The following is a 19664-nucleotide window of genomic DNA, read 5'->3' as shown; positions in this document are numbered from 1 at the left end:
TCAAAGGAGATTCACGATGCTTGCAGGCTCCCCTCTTGTGAAGGCCATGCGCGCCCGCGTGCTGGCGCTGTGTGCGCTCGCGGCGCTTTCTTGCGCGGCGGCGCAGGCCGCGCCGCTGTATCCGGGCGAAGACGCGCTGTACGCGAAGGCGGCCGACGAAGGGCTCGTCGTGTCGTTCGATACCGGCCCCGAATGGGCGAACTGGAAGGCGCTGTTCGCCGAATTCCGCAAGCGCTACCCGAAGGTCGAGATCACGTACAACGACATCGGCTCGGCCGCGACCGTCGTCGCGCTCGACAAGTCGCGTCGCCGTCCGCAAGCCGATACCGCGTACTACTTCGCGGCATCGGCGCTCGATGCCGCGGGCAAGGACGTCGTGGCGCCGTTCCGGCCGGTCAACTTCGACAAGCTGCCGGGCGTGTTTCGCGCGACCGACGCCCGCTGGTTCGCCGTGCATTCGCTGAACATCGCGTTCCTCGTCAACCGGAAGCTCGTCAAGAACGTGCCGCAGCGCTGGTCCGACCTGCTGAAGCCCGAGTACCGCAACGCCGTGGTCTATCTCGACCCGCGCTCGACCGGGCAGGGCCAGGTCGCGGTGTTCGCGGCCGCTTATGCGAACGGCGGCAGCGTCGAGAACCCGAAGCCGGGCGCCGACTTCTTCGGCAAGCTGAAGCAGGCCGGCAACGTGCTGCGCGTCGAGGGCACGACGCCGTACGCGAAGTTCGTCAAGGGCGAGATCCCGATCCTGATCGGCTACGAGAACGACGGCCTCAAGGCGAAGTACGCGGACGGCATGGGCGACGCGGCCGACATCGTGATTCCGCAGGACGGCAGCGTGTCGGCGCCCTATGCGATGAGTCTCGTGAAGAACGGCCCCAACCCGTCCGCCGCGCAGCTCTGGCTCAACCTCGTGATGAGCGACGTCGGGCAGGCGCTGTTCGCGCAAGGCTATGTGCGTCCCGCGGTGCCCGGCACGCCGGTCGCACCGGAGGTCGCGGCGAAGCTGCCGAACGCGCCGCAGGTGCGCCCGCTCGATGTCGCGAAGGCGGCGGCGCGCAAGGCCGAGGTCGACCAGCTCTGGTCGCAGGCCACGCTCGGCCAGTAAGGGGCGCGGGATGCAGGTTTCGTTACCGGAACGCGGCGTGCTGCGCCGCTTCGGCGCGCTGCCCGCCGCGGCGTTGCTCGCGGTGTGCTTCGTGCTGCCGCTCGCCGCGCTGGTCGATGCGGCGTGCGCAGGCGGCGGCCGCGCGTTTGCGGCGGTGTGGCGCGATCCGCTCGTCGCCGACGCGATCGCGCGCTCGCTGGCGCTGGCGATCGGCGCCGGCACGCTGTCGGTCGGCGTGGGCGTGCCGGTCGCATTCGCGCTGGCCGGGCAGTCGCCGGCGCGCCGCCACTGGTCGCTCGCGCTGCTCGGCGTGCCGCTCGCGTTCTCCGGGCTGGTGATCGCGTACGGCTTCATCCTCGCGTTCGGCCGCGCGGGCTTCGTGACCACGCTGCTGGCCGCGCTGGGCGCCGATCCGACCTTGGTCGGCGGGGCGATCTACACGATGCCGGGGCTCGCGGTCGCCTACGCGTACTACCTGATTCCGCGGGTCGCGTTGATGATCTATCCGGCGCTCGCGAATCTCGACCGGCGGCCGCTCGAGGCGGCGCTGACGCTCGGCGCACGGCCGTGGCGGGCCTGGCTCGACGTCGCGTGGCGCGAGCTGTGGCCGTCGGTCGCGTCCGCCTGGTGCCTCGTGACCGCGATCGCGCTCGGTACCTACGGCACGGCGATCGCGCTGGCGGGCACGCAGATCAACATCCTGCCGCTGCTGATGTACCTGAAGCTGTCGGACGGGCAAACCGATTTTTCGCAGGCGGCCGTGCTGTCGATCGTGCTGACGGCCATCTGTACCTGCGTTCTGGCACTGGGAGAAGGTCTTGTTCGCCAACGACGTCATTGAATGCGCGTGGTCCGAACCGGCGCGCGACGCGCTCGCGCGACTGGCGCAGCGGCAACGCGGCGTGCACCGGCACCGGATGCCGGTCGGCCTGATCGGCCCGCGCGACGCGACGGACGAGCAGATGCGGGTCGCGGAACGGATTGCGCACGCGGTGGCGTCGACGGGCGTCGCGCTCGTCGGCGGCGGCAAGCAGGGCGTGATGGAGGCCGCCGCGCGCGGCGCGCACGCGGCTGGTGGCTGCGCGATCGGGCTGTTGCCCGAGGACGATGCGACGCTCGCGAATCCGTACCTGAGCGTCGCGCTGCCGACCGGGCTCGGCATCACGCGCAATGCGCTCGTCGCGCGTGCGTCGCTGTGCCTGATCGCGGTCGGCGGCGGGCTCGGCACGCTGTCCGAAATCGCGCTCGGCTTGCAGTGGGGCAAGCCGGTGTTCACGATTTGCGGCGCGCCGCAGGTGGCGGGCGTCGAGTGCTTCGACGAAGCGGACGGGCTCGTCGCGCGCGTCGCGCAGTGGCTGGCCGAATCGGCGTAGCGCGGGGGTAACGGCGCGGGGCTTTGCCCGGCGAGTGTCGCGTCCGGGCTTGAAACGGGGCGCGCAACCCGCCATATTGGCCGCGCATCACCCGTTCAACGACGTACCGAGAGGATCGTTCATGCGCCTTTTGCTTGCCCTGCTGCTCCCATGGTTCCAGTTCTTCACGATCGGCCGCCCGATCGCCGGGATCATCTGCCTGCTCCTGCAGATCACGATCATCGGCTGGCTGCCGGCCGCGATCTGGTCGGTGTACGCGCTGAGCCAGTACAAGACCGATCGCAAGATCGAAGCGGCGTTGCGCGAGCGGCGGTAGGCGGGGCGCGCCGTATCTGCCGAACAACATGGTTTCTATTTCGGCAGAAATTTATATAATTCACTGATAGCCAGTGACATATTTTGTATAGATTTCTGCTTAAATGATGCCTTCTTGCACGATTCAGCTTCACGCCGACGGTACCTGGCATGACGTGGGTGGCGTCACCCTGTTCGGTGAGCCGGACGAAGGGTGGCGCGGCCGCGCCTATACAGGCTACGACGTCGAATGGGTCGTTCGGCATCAGTTCGCCCGCGACGCGCGCGCGATGTCGTGCACTTTCCCGGTCGACCTCGAGCCGCTGGTGACGTCCCATTGGCCGATTTTCCTGATCGACTTGTTGCCGCAAGGATTCGGCCGTCAGGAACTGCTGCGTCGACTCGACCTTCCCGAAACGGCCGAGGAGCGTGCCGACTGGCGCTTGCTGCTCGCGGGAGCCGGCAACTCGATCGGCAATTTGCGGGTCAAGGAAGCCGCGCAATGGCTCGCCGAGCGCGGAGGGCCACAACAAGGATTTACGGACGATGACGTTGCCGCCCGCGGCGACGAATTCAGCGAATATCTCGCCGAACATGGATTCTTCGTTGCAGGCTCGTCTGGCGTGCAGGGCGAGTGGCCGAAGCTGTTGCTGACTCGCGCTGACGATGGACTGCTCTATCTCGATCACACGCTGCCAGACGAGCGCGCAATCGAGCATTACATCGTCAAGTTCGGACGCGGCACGAACGAACGCCTTGCCCGGATCCTGCGGCATGAGGCACCGTACATGGCATTGGCTCGGCGTCTAGGCTTGCGCGTGCATGCGCCGCTGATGTTGCGGGATCGGTCGCTGTTCATCCCGCGGTTCGATCGCGCGCGAAGCGGTGGCAGTGTTGTCCGGTTCGGCCAGGAGAGTATCGCTTCGCTGACGGGCAAGGCCGGCTTCGGTGTCGTGCCGAGTCACGATGAGGTGTGCCGGCAACTCGTGCGTCGATGCACGGATCCTCAATCCGAGGTGGCTGAATATCTGTGTCGCGATGTTGCCAACCTTGCGCTTGGCAACAAGGACAATCATGCGCGAAACACGGCGTTGCAACGGGACTTCGACGGTCGCATCGCCCTGACGCCACTGTACGATTTCGCGCCGATGTATCTTCATCCTGACGGCATTGCGCGCCGCATTCGCTGGGAAGGAAATGACGATGGCCGACCGGATTGGGCGAGGGTACTTGACGCCGTCGTGCAGTCGAGTGAACCGCAATCGGGGGATACGCATGTTGCGCTCGATCGTCACGTATTGCAGATGCGTCTGCGTGCAATGGCGCCGCATCTGCAGGATATCGCCGATCACGGTGTTGATTTCGGGCTGGAACACGACGTGCACGCATTTCTGAAACCCGGTCTCGAGCGGCTTGCTGGCGAGCTCGACGCGTTGCGCTAGCCCAGACGCGACGCCATGGACAAACGCTACAACGCGATGTCGCTTCCTGAACAGCTTGCGCTGCGGCGCCAGGCGATCGAGGACGTTCTCGCGCACCCCGAATGGCCGCTGCGCGAATCGATGCGTCATTTGAAGAAGACGATGCGGCTGACGAGCGCTGAAATGGCGAAGCTTGCCGGCGTATCGACGAAGACGATTCAGGATATCGAACAGGGTCGCAGCGACGGAACGGTTCAGACGATGAATCGCATCTTCGGCATGCTGGGGCTCAAACTGGGTGTGGTGCGACAGAACGCGTAGCCAGGCGATGCCCACTGCCGCTCACTGCGGCGGCCGGTCCAGTGCGTCCGCCCGCGAGTGCGGCGCTGCCCGACCGCGAGCGTAGCCGCAAGCCGGGGCGCCCGGCGCGTCGGCATGCAGCCATCAATGACAAAACGGCCGCCCCCGTCATCGTTCGACCGGGGCGGCCGCTCCGCCTACTACACCGCAAACAGCGTCAGGTTCATGAAGATCTTGAACGCATAGCCGAGCGTGACGGCGCCGATCACGCCGCCCGCCCACAGAACGACGAACCACATCCAGCCGCGCATCCGCGGCCGTGGCGCCTCGGGCGGGCGATCGGCGGAATCAGTGGTGGTAGTAATGCTGGTCTTCATGGCGCACCTTGCCTCGGAATACCCAGTATCCCATCGTCGTGTAGGCGATGATGATCGGGAGGATAACCGCTGCGCCGACCAGCGTGAAGGTCTGGCTCGAACGCGGCGCCGCCGCTTCCCAGATCGTCATCGTCTGAGGAATCGCATACGGGAACAGCGTGACGAGCAGGCCGACATAGCCGAGCAGCACCAGCGCCAGCGCGAGCACGAACGGCGTCATGTCGTGCCGGTCGCGCACCGCGCGGCGCATCCACACCGCGCATCCGGCGACCAGGAACGGCACCGGCAGCAGGCGCCAGAACAGCCCCGAATCGAACCAGCGCTGCGCGATGGCCGGATCCTGCAGCGGCGTCCACAGGCTGACGACCGCGATGAAGCCGAGCAGCACGACGGTCAGTGGCCACACGACGCGATGCAGGCGGCGCTGCAGGTCGCCTTCGGTCTTCGCGACGAGCCAGCAGCAGCCGAGCAGCGCGTAGGTCACGATCAGGCCGAGGCCCGTCAGCAGGCTGAACGGCGTGAGCCAGTCGAACGCGTCGCCGGCGAACACGCCGTCCTTCACGTTGATGCCCTGCAGGAACGCGCCGAGCGCGATCCCCTGGAACAGCGTCGCGCCGGCCGAGCCGCCGATGAACGCGAGATCCCACAGCTGCTTCGTGCGCCGCGCCTTCGCGCGGATCTCGAACGACACGCCGCGGAAGATCAGGCACACCAGCATGAAGATCAGCGGCAGGTACAGCGCGGACAGCACGGTCGAGTAGACGATCGGGAACACCGCGAACAGCCCGGCGCCGCCGAGCACGAGCCACGTCTCGTTGCCGTCCCACACGGGCGCGACCGTGTTCATCATCAGGTCGCGTTCCTTCTCGTCCGGGAAGAACGGGAAGACGATGCCGATGCCGAGGTCGAAGCCGTCGAGCACGACGTACATGAAGAGCCCCAATGCGATGATCGCGGCCCAGATTACGGTGACGTCCATAGGTTTTCTCGTATGCGAAAGGGGTGGGCTCAGACGGTCTCGATCAGTTCGTCGACGGCCGACATCGGACGGCGCGCGGTGTGATCGGGGCGCGTGTCGGGCGTGTCGTCATGCTTCACGTCGGGCAGCGCGGGGCCGGCTTTCATCAGCTTCAGCATGTAGTACACGCCGGTGCCGAACACGAGGAAGTACACGATCACGAACGTCATCATCGACAGGCTGACCTGCTGCACCGACAGCGGCGACACCGCGTGCGCGGTACGCATCACGCCGTAGACCACCCAGGGCTGGCGGCCCGCTTCGGTCGTCACCCAGCCCGCGAGCAGCGACACGAAGCCGGTCGGGCCCATCACGAGCGCGAAGCGCTGGAACCACTTCGATTCATACAGGCGGCCACGGCGGCGCAGGAACCACGCGAGCGCGGCGAGGCCGATCATCGCGAAGCCGAGGCCGACCATGATCCGGAAGCTCCAGAACACGACCGTCGAGTTCGGGCGGTCTTCCGGCGGAAAGTCCTTCAGCCCGCGGATCTCGCCGTCCCAGCTGTGCGTGAGGATCAGGCTGCCGAGGTGCGGCACCTTCACCGCGTAGCGGGTCGTTTCCGCCTTCATGTCCGGAATGCCGAACAGGTTGAGCGCGGTGCCGCCCTTTTCGGTTTCCCACAGCCCTTCGATCGCGGCGATCTTCGCCGGCTGGTGCTTCAGCGTGTTGATGCCGTGCTGGTCGCCGATCAGGGCCTGCAGCGGCGCGAGCACGAGCAGCAGCCACAGCGCCATCGAGAACATCTTCTTCACGCCCTTGTCGCGGCGGCCCTTCAGCAGGTGCCATGCGCCCGTCGCGGCCACCACGAGCGCGGCGACGATGAACGCGGCGATCGCCATGTGGAACAGGCGGTACGGGAACGACGGGTTGAAGATGATCGCGAACCAGTCGGTCGGCACGACGCGGCCGTCGACGATTTCGAAGCCCTGCGGCGTCTGCATCCAGCTGTTCGACGCGAGGATCCAGAACGTCGAGATCAGCGTGCCGATCGCGACCATCAGCGTCGCGCCGAAGTGCGCGCGCGGGCTGACGCGGTTCCAGCCGAACAGCATGATGCCGAGGAAGCCGGCCTCGAGGAAGAACGCGGTCATGACCTCGTACATCAGCAGCGGCCCGGTGACGGCGCCGGCGAAGCTCGAGAAGCCCGACCAGTTCGTGCCGAACTGGTAGCTCATCACGACGCCGGAGACGACGCCCATCCCGAACGCGACCGCGAAGATCTTCGACCAGAACAGACAGAGGGTCTTGTAGTACTGCTTGCCGGTCTTGAGCCAGCGGTATTCGAGCACGGCGATGAAGCTGGCGAGGCCGATGCTCAACGCCGGAAAGACGATATGAAAGGAGACGGTGAACGCGAATTGCAGGCGGGCCAGATCGAGGGCCGAAAGTGCGGTGTCCATACCAGATGACCGAAGCTGACGATACCCGCCGGCGGGTGCCGGCGGACCCCGACGGACAGGCGTCGGGGTTGGCTGGAGTATGTGCCGCGATGTTGCACCGCGAAATGCGCCAACTCGTCGCAGATGTCCAGCCCGCCGAGTGCGATTTCGGGATAAATCGTTGATTCGTATCAAGAAGGCCGCTCGCGGCGCGCGCGGCCGCGGCGTGGCGGTCTGACGCACGTGCGTCAATATGGCGCGCTGCGTCATCGGAACGGTTTTGCGCAGGCGAATATGCAGCGGCGGGTAGCGCGGCGCCGCCGATGCCGCTTGCAAGCGTCCAGCCGCCGCCGCCGCCGCGATATTGATGCGCGCGATTGCGGTTCGCCGGCCGGCGCGCGCTGCGTGAATTGCGTACACTCTGAGTCTCGTTTCGGCAGGGCCGGACGCAGGGATGCCGGTCCGCGTTTACTCAGGGCATAGCGATGATCGATTTACGCAGCGATACCGTGACACGTCCGAGCCAGGCAATGCTGGCCGCCATGACCACCGCCGAGACCGGCGACGACGTCTGGGGCGACGACCCGACCGTGCTGCGCTTGCAGGCGGTGACGGCCGAGCGGGCCGGCAAGGAAGCCGGCCTGTTCTTCCCGAGCGGCACGCAGAGCAACCTGGCCGCGCTGATGTCGCATTGCGAGCGCGGCGACGAGTACATCGTCGGCCAGCTCGCGCACACCTACAAGTACGAAGGCGGCGGCGCGGCCGTGCTCGGCAGCATCCAGCCGCAGCCGATCGAGAATGCGCCCGACGGCACGCTGCCGCTCGCGAAGATCGCCGCGGCGATCAAGCCGCTCGACAATCACTTTGCCCGCACGCGCCTGCTCGCGCTCGAAAACACGATCGGCGGCCAGGTTTTGCCGGACGGCTATGTGCAGGAAGCCGTCGCGTTCGCGCGCAGCCGCGGGTTGTCCGCGCACCTCGACGGCGCACGCGTGTGCAACGCGGCCGTCGCATCGGGCCGCCCGATCGCCGAGCTGTGCGCGCCGTTCGACACCGTGTCGATCTGCTTCTCGAAAGGGCTCGGCGCACCGGTCGGCTCCGTGCTGGTCGGCAGCCGTGCGCTGATCGAGCGCGCACAGCGCTGGCGCAAGGTGCTCGGCGGCGGGATGCGGCAGTCGGGCATCCTCGCGGCGGCGTGCCTGTATGCGCTCGACCACAACGTCGAGCGGCTCGCGGACGATCACGCGAATGCCGCGCATCTCGCGGAAGGCCTCGCGCGCATCGATGACGTGAAGGTGATGTCGCACGCGACGAACATGGTGTTCGCGCAATTTCCCGAAGCCGATTGCGCGCCGCTCGAAGCGTGGCTCAAGGAACGCGGGATCCTCACGCAGATGCTGTACGCGTCGCGCTTCGTCACGCACTGCGACGTGTCGCGTGCGGACATCGACACGTTCCTCGGCGCGGTCGGCGCGTATTTCGCGCAGCGTCGCGCGTGAAGCGGAATGCGCCGGCCGGCGGCGGGCCGGCGCGCCGTGGCATGACGCACGATACGGAAGGGTGACGCGGCGCGTCGTCGGTTGATCTTCTCCGTGCCGGCGGATTACGCTTGCCGCGGCGTATCGACGGGCGGCGTGCCGTCATGGAACAGCGATTTCAGCTGCGTGCGCAGTTCGGCGCTGTCGGTGTGCTGGTGCACCGAGACCGCATGTTGCACGGCGGCCTCCAGCAGTTCGTTGTCGGAGTCGGCGGAAATTGCGACCGAGCAATTCGTCGCGCTGGGAAACTCGCGGCAATCGATAAAGCGGCGGGACATGATGTTCTCCTCACATGAAAGGGAACGGCCGGACCTGGATGAGCGGCCGCGCGGCGCGTTCGCGAGGCCGATGGAAAAAGTATAGGCGGCGCGGCCGGCTTTCTCGTCGCAGTGCGTACCGTGCCGGCAGTCTCGATCGCCGTCGCGCGCGCCGGCGCGCTACGGCAACGGCGAGAGCAGCCGGCGTGCCGCTTCGACCACGCGCGCGGACAGCGACGCCATCGTCGGCGACTGCACCGTCCACGCGTGCCAGTACAGCGTGACGTCGGTCGGATGTGCGGGCGCGAGATCGACGAGGCCCTGCGCATCGAGCGGCGTCGTGCCGATCAGCGGCTCCGGCACCATCGCGTAGCCGAGCCCGTGGCGCACCGCCGCAAAGTGCGAATGGGTGCCCGGCACGTAGTGGCACGGGTACGCGCCGTCCGGTAACCCGAACTTCTCCTTCAGGAACGACGACTGCAGCGTGTCGCGCCGCGAATACGCGACGACAGGCGCCTTGCGCGCGCTCGTGCGGTTCAGCCCGCGCGGAAACCAGCGCACCGCGAACGCGGCGGCCGCGAGCAGCCGGTAGCGCATCGTGCCGAGCGGCGTGGCGATGCAGCCGCGCATCGGCTTCGGCTCGGTCGTCACGCAGCCGACCGCCATCCCGCTTTCGAGCAGCGCAAACGTATGGTCCTGGTCCTCGATGATCAGCTCGAACAGGATGCGCTCGCCCGCGAGCACGGACGTCAGCGCGGGCAGGAACCAGGTGCCGAGGCTGTCGGCGTTCAGCGCGATCGTCACGGAGATCGGCGATTCGCGCTCGGCCGCGAGCGTGCTCTGCAGGTCGGCCTGCAGCAGCGCGACGCGGCGCAGGTGCTGCAGCACGCGCTGGCCGGCTACCGTCGGGCGGCACGGCCGTGTGCGCAGCACGAGCGGCGTGCCGAGGCTGGCTTCCAGTGCGCGGACCCGCTGCGTGACGGCGGATGCGGTCACGTGCAGGCGCACGGCCGCCTGCTCGAAGCTGCCGGTGTCGGCGACGGCCAGCAGCGCGGCGGCCTGCTTCGGATCGATCGTCAGCGACATGGATCGGATGGATCGAGACGGATGGTTGTGCTCAAAACGATGAAGCCCTGCTAGTCATGGCGTTGCGGCCGATTATGACGCGTGGCGATCGATTGAGACAGGGAAATCGGTCCAGCCTTGGGACAAGACGGTGACCGATTCGGCATGTCGTGCCGGATGGTCTGGCGCAAAAGGTACGCACGGCGGAGAACCATGTCGTAACCCGGCCGTCCCCCAGTTCCTGCAGCCACTCGAGCGGTGCGCCACGCTGAACGTGCCAGCTGGCCCAGGTGTGCCGCACATTGCGGAATCGAAAATGCTCGACGTTCGCCCGAGCGGAAGGTGCGACGACAGGATGCACCCTGCTGAGGGCAGTGCGCATCCCTGGGGCGTCGGCGATCAGTAGGCCGCCACCTTTTCAGTATTCCGTTGTTCAGCCGGCGCCCTGGATTTCGCCACTGCCGTGATAAACAACATGACGGCGATGCCGGCCGCAATCAGTGCCGGGTAAGCGGCCAGGATCTGGATCAACGAATACTTCCAGCTCAACGGGCGCCCGACGCCGAGCATCGCCGCATAGAACCACGACACGGCGGAAATCACGCCCACGAAAATGGCGACCATGCGCCGTTCGAAGGAAAGCTTCAGCAAGGAGCCCGCTTTCTCCAATGCCGGGAGGACCGCGGAGTGCAGAGCGATACCGTTGAACGTCAGCAAGGCGACGATAGCGATCTTGGCCTGCAGCTTGGGATTGCCGAGATACCCGAGACCTTGAGTCCGCATATCGAACGCAATGATCGCGATGCCGGTGATCCACAGCGCCGTCAGTGCCCACGTGACGGTGCGCTGCAGGCTGGGCAGGTGGACCTGGGCAAGATCGGAAGGTGCGTCGGAATCCAGCAGTCGCCTGACCATGGCAATGTCGCTGGTCAGCACGAGACCGATCGCGACACAGCAGGCGATGAGATGAACAAAGACGATTCCCATTCGTACGAATTCCATTTTCTGTCCTCTTTCGGCGCGTTGCGCAAAGTTAAGCCGTACCGTCGAAAACTGGGGTGAATCTCGGCGATACGTTTAGTAGTGCGACGCAAATATCAAAATTCGGCCGTGGATTCCGCTATCAAACCGGCTCCAGTTCGGCACGACATGAACGGACTCGGCGCGCTCACGACGACACGTCGGGTTCCAAGGGGCTGCTTGTAATCGAATCGAAACCCGTTGCGAGTTCGACCGCTTGATCAAGCCCGCACGGCGTGCAGGCTTGCAGTGTCGGATGGCTGACCATCCAGGTATCCGGCACGTCGCGATTTGTAGAATGAAACGTCGCCCAACTACCGGACGCTGCTGGGCGACGGCCGAAATTTAAAACAGCACGTCCTGACGAATCAACCCGACTTGTTACGAAATGCAAATGACGTAACGAGCGGGAAATGAGTGCGAGAAGGGTCCGACCCATGCGCGACATCCACCAGTCCGGAGTATGCAGAATTGTTCTGACATGGATTCGGGCACCGATTAATGAGTCACTTCCTTTTACATTTTAGGGAAAACGCTAAAGGGGTCGTAGTTCAGAATGCGCGTTGTGAAATTTTTGTGTGTCGATTGGAGAAAATTAAGTCAATCAAAAAATAAAAAGAGTATCGATTTTCTCAGACGAAACGCCGGTGGCACCGGGATTGACGCACCGGCTGGTACCTGAAAAACTGCACAGTTTGCCGATAAATCTCCCATCCCTCTCTTCGCGTCGGCTAACCGAGTTCAAATGGACGAAATAAGGTGATCTGGATTTCTGGCTCATGCCTTGTGATTGATTTTCGATGAAAATCGATAAATCCGACTGGATCTGAATTTACCGTTGATTGCGGCTGAAGAAGTCGAGTTTTATTCGCGACGATTCGGTCCTTGGTCAGTTTGAGCAGTCGCTACACATCAGTGATCGCGTGGTTCGATGCGGGTTGGTAGCAGCCATTGCCGATATTCCGTGGCGCAGGACAGCTGCGACCAGACAGCGCCTGCGATGAAGAACGGTTGTCCGGTAATTCAATAAAAACCAGATTGCCAGCGTCTTGATAGGCGCGGGACCAACGATTAAAAGTCAAACGTTTTCGTGACTATTCATGTGATCGATCGTCAGCGACAAGGCAGCGCACGCCACCGTCGGGGCTCGGCAAATCGTCCGCCGTGTGCCATTTGTCGTCGGAATCGATTGCCGTATATGGGACGCCGGTGGCGCGTGCATTTTGATCTACGCTATATCAAGATGCGAAACGCGGCAGGTGTGATGCCGGCTGCCCGGCGGCGATGTCATCTTGCCGACGTCGGTTCCGGACGACCATGTTCAACTGACGCAGCCGTGAACCTCCGGATCATGCGGTGCGGCAACATTTACGGACGGCGCGGCACTCGAGCTCACGCGCGCACCGGCGACGCACGGCACGTGGGCTGCACAATACCAACCTGGACAGGCGACGGAGCGACTTCGCGATGATCTTCCGGCAACTTTTCGACCCGCAATCGTCGACCTACACGTACCTGCTCGCCGACCGCGCGTCGCGCGAAGCGCTGCTGATCGATCCGGTGTTCGAGCAGGTGCGCCGCGACGCGGCGCTGCTCGACGAACTCGGGCTGCGGCTCGTCGCGACCGTCGACACGCACGTGCATGCCGATCACGTGACGGGCGCATGGCTGCTGAAGCAGCGCACGGGCAGCGCGATCGCGATCTCGGCCGCGAGCGGCGCGCAGGGCGCCGACCGCTACCTGAACGACGGCGACCGCTGCGCGTTCGGCGCGCGCTACCTGACCGTGCGTGCGACGCCCGGCCACACGAGCGGCTGCATCAGCCTCGTGCTCGACGACGAATCAATGGCGTTCACCGGCGATTGCCTGCTGATCCGCGGCACCGGCCGCACCGACTTCCAGCAGGGCGACCCGCGCGCGCTGTATCGCGCGGTACACGGCCGGCTCTTCACGCTGCCGGCCGCGTGCCTGCTGTATCCGGCTCACGACTATCGCGGGCTCACGGTGACGAGCGTCGGCGAGGAGCGGCGCTTCAATCCGCGCCTCGGCGGCGATCTCAGCGAAGACGATTTCGCGGGCTACATGCGCAACCTCGGGCTCGCGCATCCGCGCCAGATCGACGTCGCCGTGCCGGCGAACCTGCAGTGCGGCGTCGCCTCGAACGCACCCGATGCGCAGGCGGCGCCCGACTGGGCGCCGCTCGTCTATACGTTCGCCGGGTTCTGGGAAATCGACCCGCAGTGGCTCGAGGATCACCTGCCGGCCGTGCAGGTCGTCGACGTGCGCGAACCGGACGAATTCGCGGGCCCGCTCGGCCATCTGCCCGGCGCGACGCCGATTCCGCTCGGCGAACTGGCCGCGCGTGCCGGCGAGATCGCGCGCGACCGGCCGGTCGTGACCGTGTGCCGGGCCGGCGGGCGCTCCGCGCAGGCGACCGTGATCCTGCTGAAGGCCGGTTTCGACGCGGTCGCGAATCTGGGCGGCGGGATGCTGCGCTGGCGTGCCGAAGGGCGCGTCGTGAGGGACGGCCGGTCGTAGCGATCCGAAGAAACCGAAAAAAATTGCCGGGCCGATGTCGAAACGGCGCGGCGCCCTACGTCGTCAAGGTATCCGATCACGTGGCGCCGCATGACGTGGCGCCCCCAACCCCGAGAGACACGCGATGATGCCGACCCTTTACGCCCATCCCTTTTCGTCCTACTGCCAGAAGGTGCTGACCGCGCTGTACGAGAACGGTACGCCGTTCGAGTACCGCCTGCTCGCGCACGACGATCCGAAGCCGATGCAGGAGCTGACCGCGCTGTGGCCGCTGAAACGCTTTCCGGTGCTGGTCGACGCGGGCCGCACGGTGATCGAGGCGTCGATCATCATCGAGTATCTCGGCCTGAACCATCCGGGCCCCGTGCGCCTGCTGCCCGACGATCCGCACGCCGCGCTCGAGGTGCGGATGATGGATCGCTTCTTCGACAACTACGTGTCGACGCCGCAGCAGAAGGTCGTGCATGACGCGCTGCGCCGGGAGTCGGAACGCGATGCACGCGGCGTCGCCGATGCGCGTGCGATGCTCGACACGTCGTATGCGTGGCTGGACAAGAAGATGGCCGATCGCGAATGGGCGGCCGGCGATCGTTTCAGCCTCGCCGATTGCGGCGCGGCGCCGTTCCTGTTCTATGCGGACTGGACGCACCGGATCGATCCGGCGTTCGCGAACGTGATCGCGTACCGCAAGCGTCTGCTGGCGCGGCCGTCGTTTGCGCGAGCGGTCGACGAGGCGCGGCCGTTTCGCTCGTTCTTTCCGCTCGGCGCGCCCGACCGCGACTGACATGCGCGGCCGTCGCGCGGCGTGCGGCTGCCGCGCATGGCCGGCAGCGCGTGCCGGGACGACGGAACGACAGCAGCAGGGGCAGCATCGGCACCGACCCGTTACATCGTATGCGTGACCGACTGCGCGAGCGTCAGCAGTTCGTCGAACTGCGTGATGAGCTCGAAGCACAGCAGGAACGCGAGCGTATAGGCCGGCGCGGGGAAGCGCCGGATCATCTCCAGCACCTGCGGCGCGAAGCGCGAGCGGATCGCGTCGCGCGTCAGCAGCCACGCGATCGCGATGCCGATCGCGGCGCCTGCGATCAGGTCGGTCGGGTAGTGAAAGCCGAGGTACGCGCGCGGCAGGCAGATGAACACGACCGAATACAGCAGCGCGACGATGCCGACGCGGCGCGCGATGATGAAGATGCCGGTTGCGATCGCCATCCACAGCATCGCGTGATCGCTCGGAAACGAGCTCCATGCCTGCAGCGTCGCGGCGCGCAGTCCGGCCGACGGGAAGTGCAGGTGCAGGTCGGGGTTGTAGATCGGCCGCACGCGGAACGGCAGCACCTGCGCGAGCAGTCGGCCGATCGCGAGCGCGACGAGCCCGCTCGCGATCGTCGCGACGACCAGCTCGCGTTGCCGCTCGCGGTTCGGGCCCGGCTGGAACCACAGCCAGCACAGGACGGGAATGAGCACGAAGCCCTTGAACGTGTACAGGCCGGCGATCACGCGGATCGCGTGATTCATCAGCGGGCCGAACGTCACGTGAGTGAGGAAGATCTGGATCGTGGTGTCGAAATTGTTCATGTTCTGCGACCCCGGCGGACGCGCAGCGCATGACGTGCGGCCGGCAGGATCTGGAAGCGCGCTCGCCCGGAGCGCAACGGGGGGCAAGTATGTCACCCGTTATTTCGAAGAAAATGCGAAAAAATACCGGGAATCCCCTGATAAAACGGGTTGGTGTGGTGGGGCCGGATGGGCGGGCGCCGTGCGGCGCGGCAGGGGCGAATCGTCCGACGTTTGCGCGCAAGCACGCATCGCCGTTATAAAAATAATTGGGTGAACTGGACAATTTTCCAGGCCGGTGCGGACTTTGCGCCGGATGAGCGATTGCCGTGCATACCGTGCAATTCGCGAGCGAATCTGCCGGCCCGCGCGGCGTCGCGCATGCGCCGATCGAAAATAAAAGAAAAGGCGGGCAAGCCCTGCAGGCCTGCCCGCCTCGCCGGTGCGATGCCGGATGTCAGTTGCGCCAGACCCGCACGGCGAGCGCGGCCAGCGATGTCGAGACGGCCAGCGCGGTCACCGCATTCCAGCCCAGTTGCGCGAGCAACAAACTGCCGATCGCGGCGCCGGCCGCCATCCCGATGAACATGCCGACGAACAGCACCGCGTTGAGGCGGCTGCGCGACGCAGGATCGATCCGGTACACGATTGCCTGGTGCGCGATCAGCGTCGCCTGCACGCCGAGATCGAAGCCGATCGTCGCGGCTGCGAGCAGCACGAGTTGCGCATGCGGCGACATCAGCGGCGCGGCGGCCATCGATGCGAACGACAGCGCCGCGATGCCGATGCCGATGCGCGTGACGCGCTCGGGGCCGTGATGGTCGGCCAGGCGTCCGGCGATCGGCGCTCCCAGCGCGCCGGCGGCACCCGCGAGGCCGAATGCGCCGGCCGCCGCGCTGCCCAGATGGAACGGCGCGCCGTGCAGCATCACCGCGAGCGTCGACCAGAACGCGCTGAAGCCGATGGCGAGCAGCCCCTGCGCGAGTGCGGCGCGGCGCAGTGCCGGATGATCGCGCCACAACGCGCCGAGCGAGGCGATCAGTGCGCGATACGGCAGGCGCGTGGTCGGCTCGAAGCGCGGCAGCCCGCGCGCGGCCACCGCGCCGATCGCGGCGACGCTGACGGCCGCGAGCGCGAACATCGCGCGCCAGCCGGCCGTTTCCGCGATGAAGCCGGCCACGACGCGCGACAGCAGGATGCCGAGCAGCAGCCCCGTCATCACCGTGCCGACGATGCGGCCGCGATGCATGTCGTGCGCGAGCGTCGCGGCGGCGGGCACGACGTCCTGCGCCATCGTCGCGGCGAGGCCGATCGCGAAGCTGGCCGCGAGCAGCAGCCCGAGCGACGGCGCGATCGACGCGAGCAGCAGCGCGACGACCAGCGCGGCAGCCTTGGTCACGATCACGCGGCGCCGGTCGAAGCGGTCGCCCAGCGGCGCGAGCAGCAGGATGCCGAGCGCATAGCCGAGCTGCGTGAGCGTCGGCACGAAGCCGATCGCGCGCGCCGACGCGCCGAGATCGGGCCCGAGCGCGCCGAGCATCGGCTGCGCGTAGTAGAGCGGGGCGACGCCGAGGCCGGCGGCGGCCGCGAGCAGCAGCACGAGCCGGCGATCGGGCATCGAATGGGCGGCCGGATGGGCCGGGGCGTGCGCCACACGGGGCGCGGCGTCGAGACGGGTCGGGGTGGACATGGTGTGCATCCTTGGCTGGATAACAGGATGGATGCGAGTGTGGCGGCACACGGTCGGGCACGGTAGTGCCATCTGGCGCAGATTTGTTATACGCTTCACGAATGACCGATAAATCCTCTCCTTTTCCCGCCACTGGCGGGTCTCGGCGCATTCAGGCCGTGCCGGTGGACGGCGCCGGCTATCGTTTCGAGCTGATGGAAACGTTCGTACGCATAGTCGAGGCCGGCAGCCTGTCGGCCGCCGCTGCGCAACTGCATACGACGCAGCCGACGATCAGCCGGCGGCTGCAGGCGCTCGAACGTTCGCTCGGCATGCGGCTGCTGCAACGGACGACGCACACGATGCGGCTGACCGTCGACGGCGAGCGCTGCTTCAAGCGTGCGAAGGAGTTGCTGGCGAACTGGGCGGCGTTCGAAGCGGACTTGCGCGGTGCGCAGGAGGAGCCCGACGGGCTGCTGCGCGTCGCGGTGCCGCACGCGTTCGGGCAGGAGCGTTTCGTCGCGCCGCTCGCGCGGTTCCTGCGCGACTATCCGCGCGTATCGGTCGAGTGGCTGCTGCAGGATGAGGTGCGCGACTTCGTCGGCAGCGGCATCGATTGCGCGATCCAGGTCGGCGAGCCGACCGATCCGGGCGTGGTCGCGATCCGGCTCACGAAGGTGCCGCGTTTCGTGGTCGCCGCGCCGTCGGTGCTGAACGGTGCCGACGTTCCGGCCGACCCCGACGCGCTGGCCGCGCTGCCGTGGCTCGCGTTGCGCACCTACTACCGCAACGAGCTTGCGCTGACGCATGCGGTCACGGGCGATACGCGGCGCATCGCGATCCGGCCGCGCATCACGACCGCGAACCTGTATGCGCTGCGCAGCGCGGCGCTGCTGGGCGTCGGCGCGTGTGTCGGCTCGTCATGGATGCTCGCCGGCCATCTCGCGCGCGGCGAGCTCGTCCATCTCGCGCCCGAGTGGCAGGCCGCGCCGCTGCCCGTCTACCTGACCTATCCGCATGCGCAGTTCTATCCGTCGCGGCTCGTGCGGTTCGTCGCGATGATGCGCGAGGCCGTACCGACGCTCGTCGAAGGGCGCGAGGGCGATCCGGCCGGCGCGTGACGGCCGCCGTGCCGTCAGCCGCGCCGGATGCCTTCCGGCAGCGCGCTGATGCGGCGTACCTCGGGCGAGTCGAGCCACGCGCGTGACGTCGCGCAGTCGACAAACATGTCGGTCGCGTCCTCGCCCCAGAACAGGTCGCCGTCGAGTGCGAAGGTCGGCACGCCGAATACGCCGTCGGCGATCGCCTGATCGGTGTTCGCGCGCAGCGCGTCCTTCACCGGCTGTGCTTCGACGGCCGTCACGCCCTCCGGAAAACCAACGGCTTCGCACAGCGCGGCGAAGCCTTCCGGCGTCGACACGTCGCGACCGTTGCGCCAGATATGCCGGAAGATCCGCTGGATCGCGTCGCGCGAGCTGCCCATCGCGATCGCGAGGCGCAGCGGTTTGATCGGATTGAATGGATGCGCGGGCGGCATCCGGAATGCGATGCCGAGCTTGTCCGCGCGGTATTGCGCGTGGCGATAGGTGAAGACGCGCTTGGCCGCGATCTCGGCCGGCGCTTTCTGCCCCCAGTGCGCGAGCAGTGCGCCGAGCACGATCGGCCGCGGCTCGAACGCGGCGGCCGGCGGCAACCGGTCGAACTGTTCCTGCTGCAGATAGGCGAACGGCGAAACGAAATCGAAATACCAGGCGGCGGGGCGTGCGGCGTTCATCGCGAGCGTCTCCTCGTGCATGTCCGGTTGGCGGCGGCACGCACCGCGCGCCCGCGGGCGTCGCGCGATGCGTGCATCGGCGGCCAGTGTCGCATGCGGCCGCTTTTCGCGCTCCCTCATGCGTCGCCGGCCCGGCGTAACCGGTGCGCTACGACGAGGCGGCGTCGTCCGCCGATGACGCGAGCCGCGCGAGACTGTCGCGCACGGCGGCTGCATCGTAGCGCGTGCCGGCGCCGCCGAGCGCGACGGTCGCCTTCTGCGCGAGCGACAGCAGCATCGCGAGCGCCGCCGCCATGGCCGGCGCGGCGGCGAGCCGAGATTTCGGGCCCGACACCGTCAGCGCGCCGACGCATTCGCCGGCCGCGTCGAACACCGGCACGGATGCCGATGCCGTCTCGGGGTCGCGCTCGCCGTAGGACGCGGCCCACAGCTGTTCGCGCACGTCGTTCCAGCGGGCGTCGTGCGTGTCGGTGAAGGCCAGCAGCACCTTCCCGGATGCGCCCTGGCGAACCGGAAATTCCTCGCCGACGCGAATCGACACGCGCACCGCGCGTGCGGGCTCGACGCGATAGAGCACCGAGCGCATGTCGCCCTGGCGCACGTAGAACGACGCCGTTTCGCCGAGTTCGCGGCTCAGCGCCTCGAGCAGCGGCTCGACCACCGGGCCGACGCGGAACGAACGCTGGTACAGCGCGGCGAGCCGCAGCGGCTCGTGCCCGATCGCGTACTGGCCGTCGTCGAGCTTGCGCATGAAGCCGCCATGCTCGAGCGCCGCGAGCAGGCGCAGGAGCGTGCTCTTGTACAGGCCGGTGCGGCGCGACAGCTCGGCGAGCGACAGCCGGTCGTCGGTCTGCCCGAACGCACGGAGGATCGCGAACGCACGGTCGAGCACGGCGACGCCGCTGGACGCTTCTTCGGCCGCCGGATCGCGAGCGTCGCCGGCAAGATCTGCTTGGTTCGTGGGCACTGCGGACTT

19 protein-coding genes are annotated in these 19664 nt (G+C 66.8%); 10 read left to right on the top strand and 9 right to left on the bottom strand.

The annotated features are described in order from the left end of the window. Positions 1-16 precede the first annotated feature (16 nt). The 6 genes from U5798_RS08590 to U5798_RS08565 all read left to right on the top strand — a co-directional run bounded on the left by U5798_RS08590 (position 17) and on the right by U5798_RS08565 (position 4514). The gene (locus U5798_RS08590) at positions 17-1105 is read left to right on the top strand and encodes an extracellular solute-binding protein (protein WP_322081796.1); all 1089 of its coding nucleotides are present in this window, start codon (positions 17-19) and stop codon (positions 1103-1105) included. A gap of 10 nt (positions 1106-1115) precedes the next feature. Further along, on the top strand, positions 1116-1946 hold the full coding sequence (locus U5798_RS08585; RefSeq protein WP_124450987.1) for an ABC transporter permease: 831 nt from the start codon (positions 1116-1118) through the stop codon (positions 1944-1946). Between the two features lie 76 nt (positions 1947-2022). Then, positions 2023-2478 carry a TIGR00725 family protein gene (locus tag U5798_RS08580; RefSeq protein ID WP_322081890.1) on the top strand — a complete coding sequence of 152 codons (456 nt, stop codon included), beginning with the start codon at positions 2023-2025 and terminating at the stop codon, positions 2476-2478. Between the two features lie 121 nt (positions 2479-2599). Then, the gene (locus tag U5798_RS08575; protein ID WP_124450989.1) at positions 2600-2794 is read left to right on the top strand and encodes a YqaE/Pmp3 family membrane protein; all 195 of its coding nucleotides are present in this window, start codon (positions 2600-2602) and stop codon (positions 2792-2794) included. Between the two features lie 103 nt (positions 2795-2897). After that, positions 2898-4214, top strand: coding sequence for a type II toxin-antitoxin system HipA family toxin (locus U5798_RS08570; RefSeq protein ID WP_322081795.1), 1317 nt, complete (start codon positions 2898-2900; stop codon positions 4212-4214). Between the two features lie 15 nt (positions 4215-4229). After that, the gene (locus U5798_RS08565) at positions 4230-4514 is read left to right on the top strand and encodes a helix-turn-helix domain-containing protein (RefSeq protein ID WP_322081794.1); all 285 of its coding nucleotides are present in this window, start codon (positions 4230-4232) and stop codon (positions 4512-4514) included. A 327-nt stretch (positions 4515-4841) separates the two neighbouring features. Here the strand turns inward: U5798_RS08565 and cydB are convergent, their stop codons facing one another. After that, a complete protein-coding gene (gene cydB, locus U5798_RS08560) occupies positions 4842-5849 on the bottom strand; it encodes a cytochrome d ubiquinol oxidase subunit II (protein WP_034187693.1) in 1008 nt (335 codons plus the stop codon). 29 nt (positions 5850-5878) lie between these two features. Continuing rightward, positions 5879-7291, bottom strand: a complete 1413-nt coding sequence (locus U5798_RS08555) for a cytochrome ubiquinol oxidase subunit I (RefSeq protein WP_322081793.1) — start codon at positions 7289-7291, stop codon at positions 5879-5881. 464 nt (positions 7292-7755) lie between these two features. On the opposite strand from U5798_RS08555, the gene ltaE reads away from it, so the two are divergent. Then, a complete protein-coding gene (gene ltaE / locus U5798_RS08550; protein WP_322081792.1) occupies positions 7756-8769 on the top strand; it encodes a low-specificity L-threonine aldolase in 1014 nt (337 codons plus the stop codon). Between the two features lie 104 nt (positions 8770-8873). On the opposite strand, the gene U5798_RS08545 is transcribed toward ltaE, so the two are convergent. The 3 genes from U5798_RS08545 to U5798_RS08535 all read right to left on the bottom strand — a co-directional run bounded on the left by U5798_RS08545 (position 8874) and on the right by U5798_RS08535 (position 11132). Next, the gene (locus U5798_RS08545) at positions 8874-9086 is read right to left on the bottom strand and encodes a DUF1059 domain-containing protein (protein WP_124451001.1); all 213 of its coding nucleotides are present in this window, start codon (positions 9084-9086) and stop codon (positions 8874-8876) included. A 159-nt stretch (positions 9087-9245) separates the two neighbouring features. Further along, the gene (locus tag U5798_RS08540) at positions 9246-10151 is read right to left on the bottom strand and encodes an HTH-type transcriptional regulator ArgP (RefSeq protein ID WP_124451003.1); all 906 of its coding nucleotides are present in this window, start codon (positions 10149-10151) and stop codon (positions 9246-9248) included. Between the two features lie 378 nt (positions 10152-10529). Then, entirely contained in the window at positions 10530-11132 is a 603-nt protein-coding gene (locus tag U5798_RS08535) for a hypothetical protein (protein ID WP_124451007.1), read from the bottom strand. A 1485-nt stretch (positions 11133-12617) separates the two neighbouring features. On the opposite strand from U5798_RS08535, the gene U5798_RS08530 reads away from it, so the two are divergent. Continuing rightward, positions 12618-13688 (top strand): rhodanese-like domain-containing protein, encoded by a 1071-nt coding sequence (locus tag U5798_RS08530; RefSeq protein WP_322081791.1) that lies wholly within the window; start codon positions 12618-12620, stop codon positions 13686-13688. A 124-nt stretch (positions 13689-13812) separates the two neighbouring features. Continuing rightward, complete coding sequence (locus tag U5798_RS08525) at positions 13813-14472, top strand: glutathione S-transferase family protein (RefSeq protein WP_124451011.1); 660 nt, start codon at positions 13813-13815, stop codon at positions 14470-14472. A gap of 101 nt (positions 14473-14573) precedes the next feature. Here U5798_RS08525 and U5798_RS08520 read toward each other — a convergent pair whose 3' ends face one another. Continuing rightward, positions 14574-15266, bottom strand: coding sequence for a phosphatase PAP2 family protein (locus U5798_RS08520; RefSeq protein ID WP_124451013.1), 693 nt, complete (start codon positions 15264-15266; stop codon positions 14574-14576). A gap of 436 nt (positions 15267-15702) precedes the next feature. After that, entirely contained in the window at positions 15703-16935 is a 1233-nt protein-coding gene (locus tag U5798_RS08515; RefSeq protein ID WP_124451015.1) for an MFS transporter, read from the bottom strand. 101 nt (positions 16936-17036) lie between these two features. Here U5798_RS08515 and U5798_RS08510 point away from each other — a divergent pair, with 101 nt between their 5' ends. Next, the gene (locus U5798_RS08510; RefSeq protein ID WP_322081790.1) at positions 17037-18035 is read left to right on the top strand and encodes a LysR family transcriptional regulator; all 999 of its coding nucleotides are present in this window, start codon (positions 17037-17039) and stop codon (positions 18033-18035) included. A gap of 14 nt (positions 18036-18049) precedes the next feature. Here U5798_RS08510 and U5798_RS08505 read toward each other — a convergent pair whose 3' ends face one another. Together U5798_RS08505 and U5798_RS08500 are read right to left on the bottom strand one after the other, a co-directional pair. Then, positions 18050-18688 carry a 2-hydroxychromene-2-carboxylate isomerase gene (locus tag U5798_RS08505; protein ID WP_322081789.1) on the bottom strand — a complete coding sequence of 213 codons (639 nt, stop codon included), beginning with the start codon at positions 18686-18688 and terminating at the stop codon, positions 18050-18052. Positions 18689-18836: 148 nt separating this feature from the next. Continuing rightward, positions 18837-19655 (bottom strand): IclR family transcriptional regulator, encoded by an 819-nt coding sequence (locus U5798_RS08500; protein ID WP_124451022.1) that lies wholly within the window; start codon positions 19653-19655, stop codon positions 18837-18839. Between the last annotated feature and the right edge of the window lie 9 nt (positions 19656-19664).

The organism is Burkholderia sp. BCC1972, from assembly GCF_905339605.1.
Classification (GTDB): domain Bacteria; phylum Pseudomonadota; class Gammaproteobacteria; order Burkholderiales; family Burkholderiaceae; genus Burkholderia.
The sequence above is the reverse complement of the archived record's forward strand: the minus strand, read 5'-3'. Positions and strand labels throughout refer to the sequence as shown.

Excerpts from the sequence above, each read along its gene's own strand:
- U5798_RS08590 (WP_322081796.1), top strand. The coding sequence starts at position 17 with ATGCTTGCAGGCTCCCCTCTTGTGAAGGCCATGCGCGCCCGCGTGCTG.
- U5798_RS08565 (WP_322081794.1), top strand. The coding sequence starts at position 4,230 with ATGGACAAACGCTACAACGCGATGTCGCTTCCTGAACAGCTTGCGCTG.
- U5798_RS08575 (WP_124450989.1), top strand. The coding sequence starts at position 2,600 with ATGCGCCTTTTGCTTGCCCTGCTGCTCCCATGGTTCCAGTTCTTCACG.
- U5798_RS08515 (WP_124451015.1), bottom strand. The coding sequence starts at position 16,935 with ATGTCCACCCCGACCCGTCTCGACGCCGCGCCCCGTGTGGCGCACGCC.
- U5798_RS08540 (WP_124451003.1), bottom strand. The coding sequence starts at position 10,151 with ATGTCGCTGACGATCGATCCGAAGCAGGCCGCCGCGCTGCTGGCCGTC.
- U5798_RS08580 (WP_322081890.1), top strand. The coding sequence starts at position 2,023 with ATGCCGGTCGGCCTGATCGGCCCGCGCGACGCGACGGACGAGCAGATG.
- U5798_RS08545 (WP_124451001.1), bottom strand. The coding sequence starts at position 9,086 with ATGTCCCGCCGCTTTATCGATTGCCGCGAGTTTCCCAGCGCGACGAAT.
- U5798_RS08525 (WP_124451011.1), top strand. The coding sequence starts at position 13,813 with ATGATGCCGACCCTTTACGCCCATCCCTTTTCGTCCTACTGCCAGAAG.
- U5798_RS08555 (WP_322081793.1), bottom strand. The coding sequence starts at position 7,291 with ATGGACACCGCACTTTCGGCCCTCGATCTGGCCCGCCTGCAATTCGCG.
- U5798_RS08530 (WP_322081791.1), top strand. The coding sequence starts at position 12,618 with ATGATCTTCCGGCAACTTTTCGACCCGCAATCGTCGACCTACACGTAC.
- U5798_RS08535 (WP_124451007.1), bottom strand. The coding sequence starts at position 11,132 with ATGGAATTCGTACGAATGGGAATCGTCTTTGTTCATCTCATCGCCTGC.
- cydB (WP_034187693.1), bottom strand. The coding sequence starts at position 5,849 with ATGGACGTCACCGTAATCTGGGCCGCGATCATCGCATTGGGGCTCTTC.
- U5798_RS08520 (WP_124451013.1), bottom strand. The coding sequence starts at position 15,266 with ATGAACAATTTCGACACCACGATCCAGATCTTCCTCACTCACGTGACG.
- U5798_RS08570 (WP_322081795.1), top strand. The coding sequence starts at position 2,898 with ATGATGCCTTCTTGCACGATTCAGCTTCACGCCGACGGTACCTGGCAT.
- U5798_RS08585 (WP_124450987.1), top strand. The coding sequence starts at position 1,116 with ATGCAGGTTTCGTTACCGGAACGCGGCGTGCTGCGCCGCTTCGGCGCG.
- ltaE (WP_322081792.1), top strand. The coding sequence starts at position 7,756 with ATGATCGATTTACGCAGCGATACCGTGACACGTCCGAGCCAGGCAATG.
- U5798_RS08505 (WP_322081789.1), bottom strand. The coding sequence starts at position 18,688 with ATGAACGCCGCACGCCCCGCCGCCTGGTATTTCGATTTCGTTTCGCCG.
- U5798_RS08510 (WP_322081790.1), top strand. The coding sequence starts at position 17,037 with ATGACCGATAAATCCTCTCCTTTTCCCGCCACTGGCGGGTCTCGGCGC.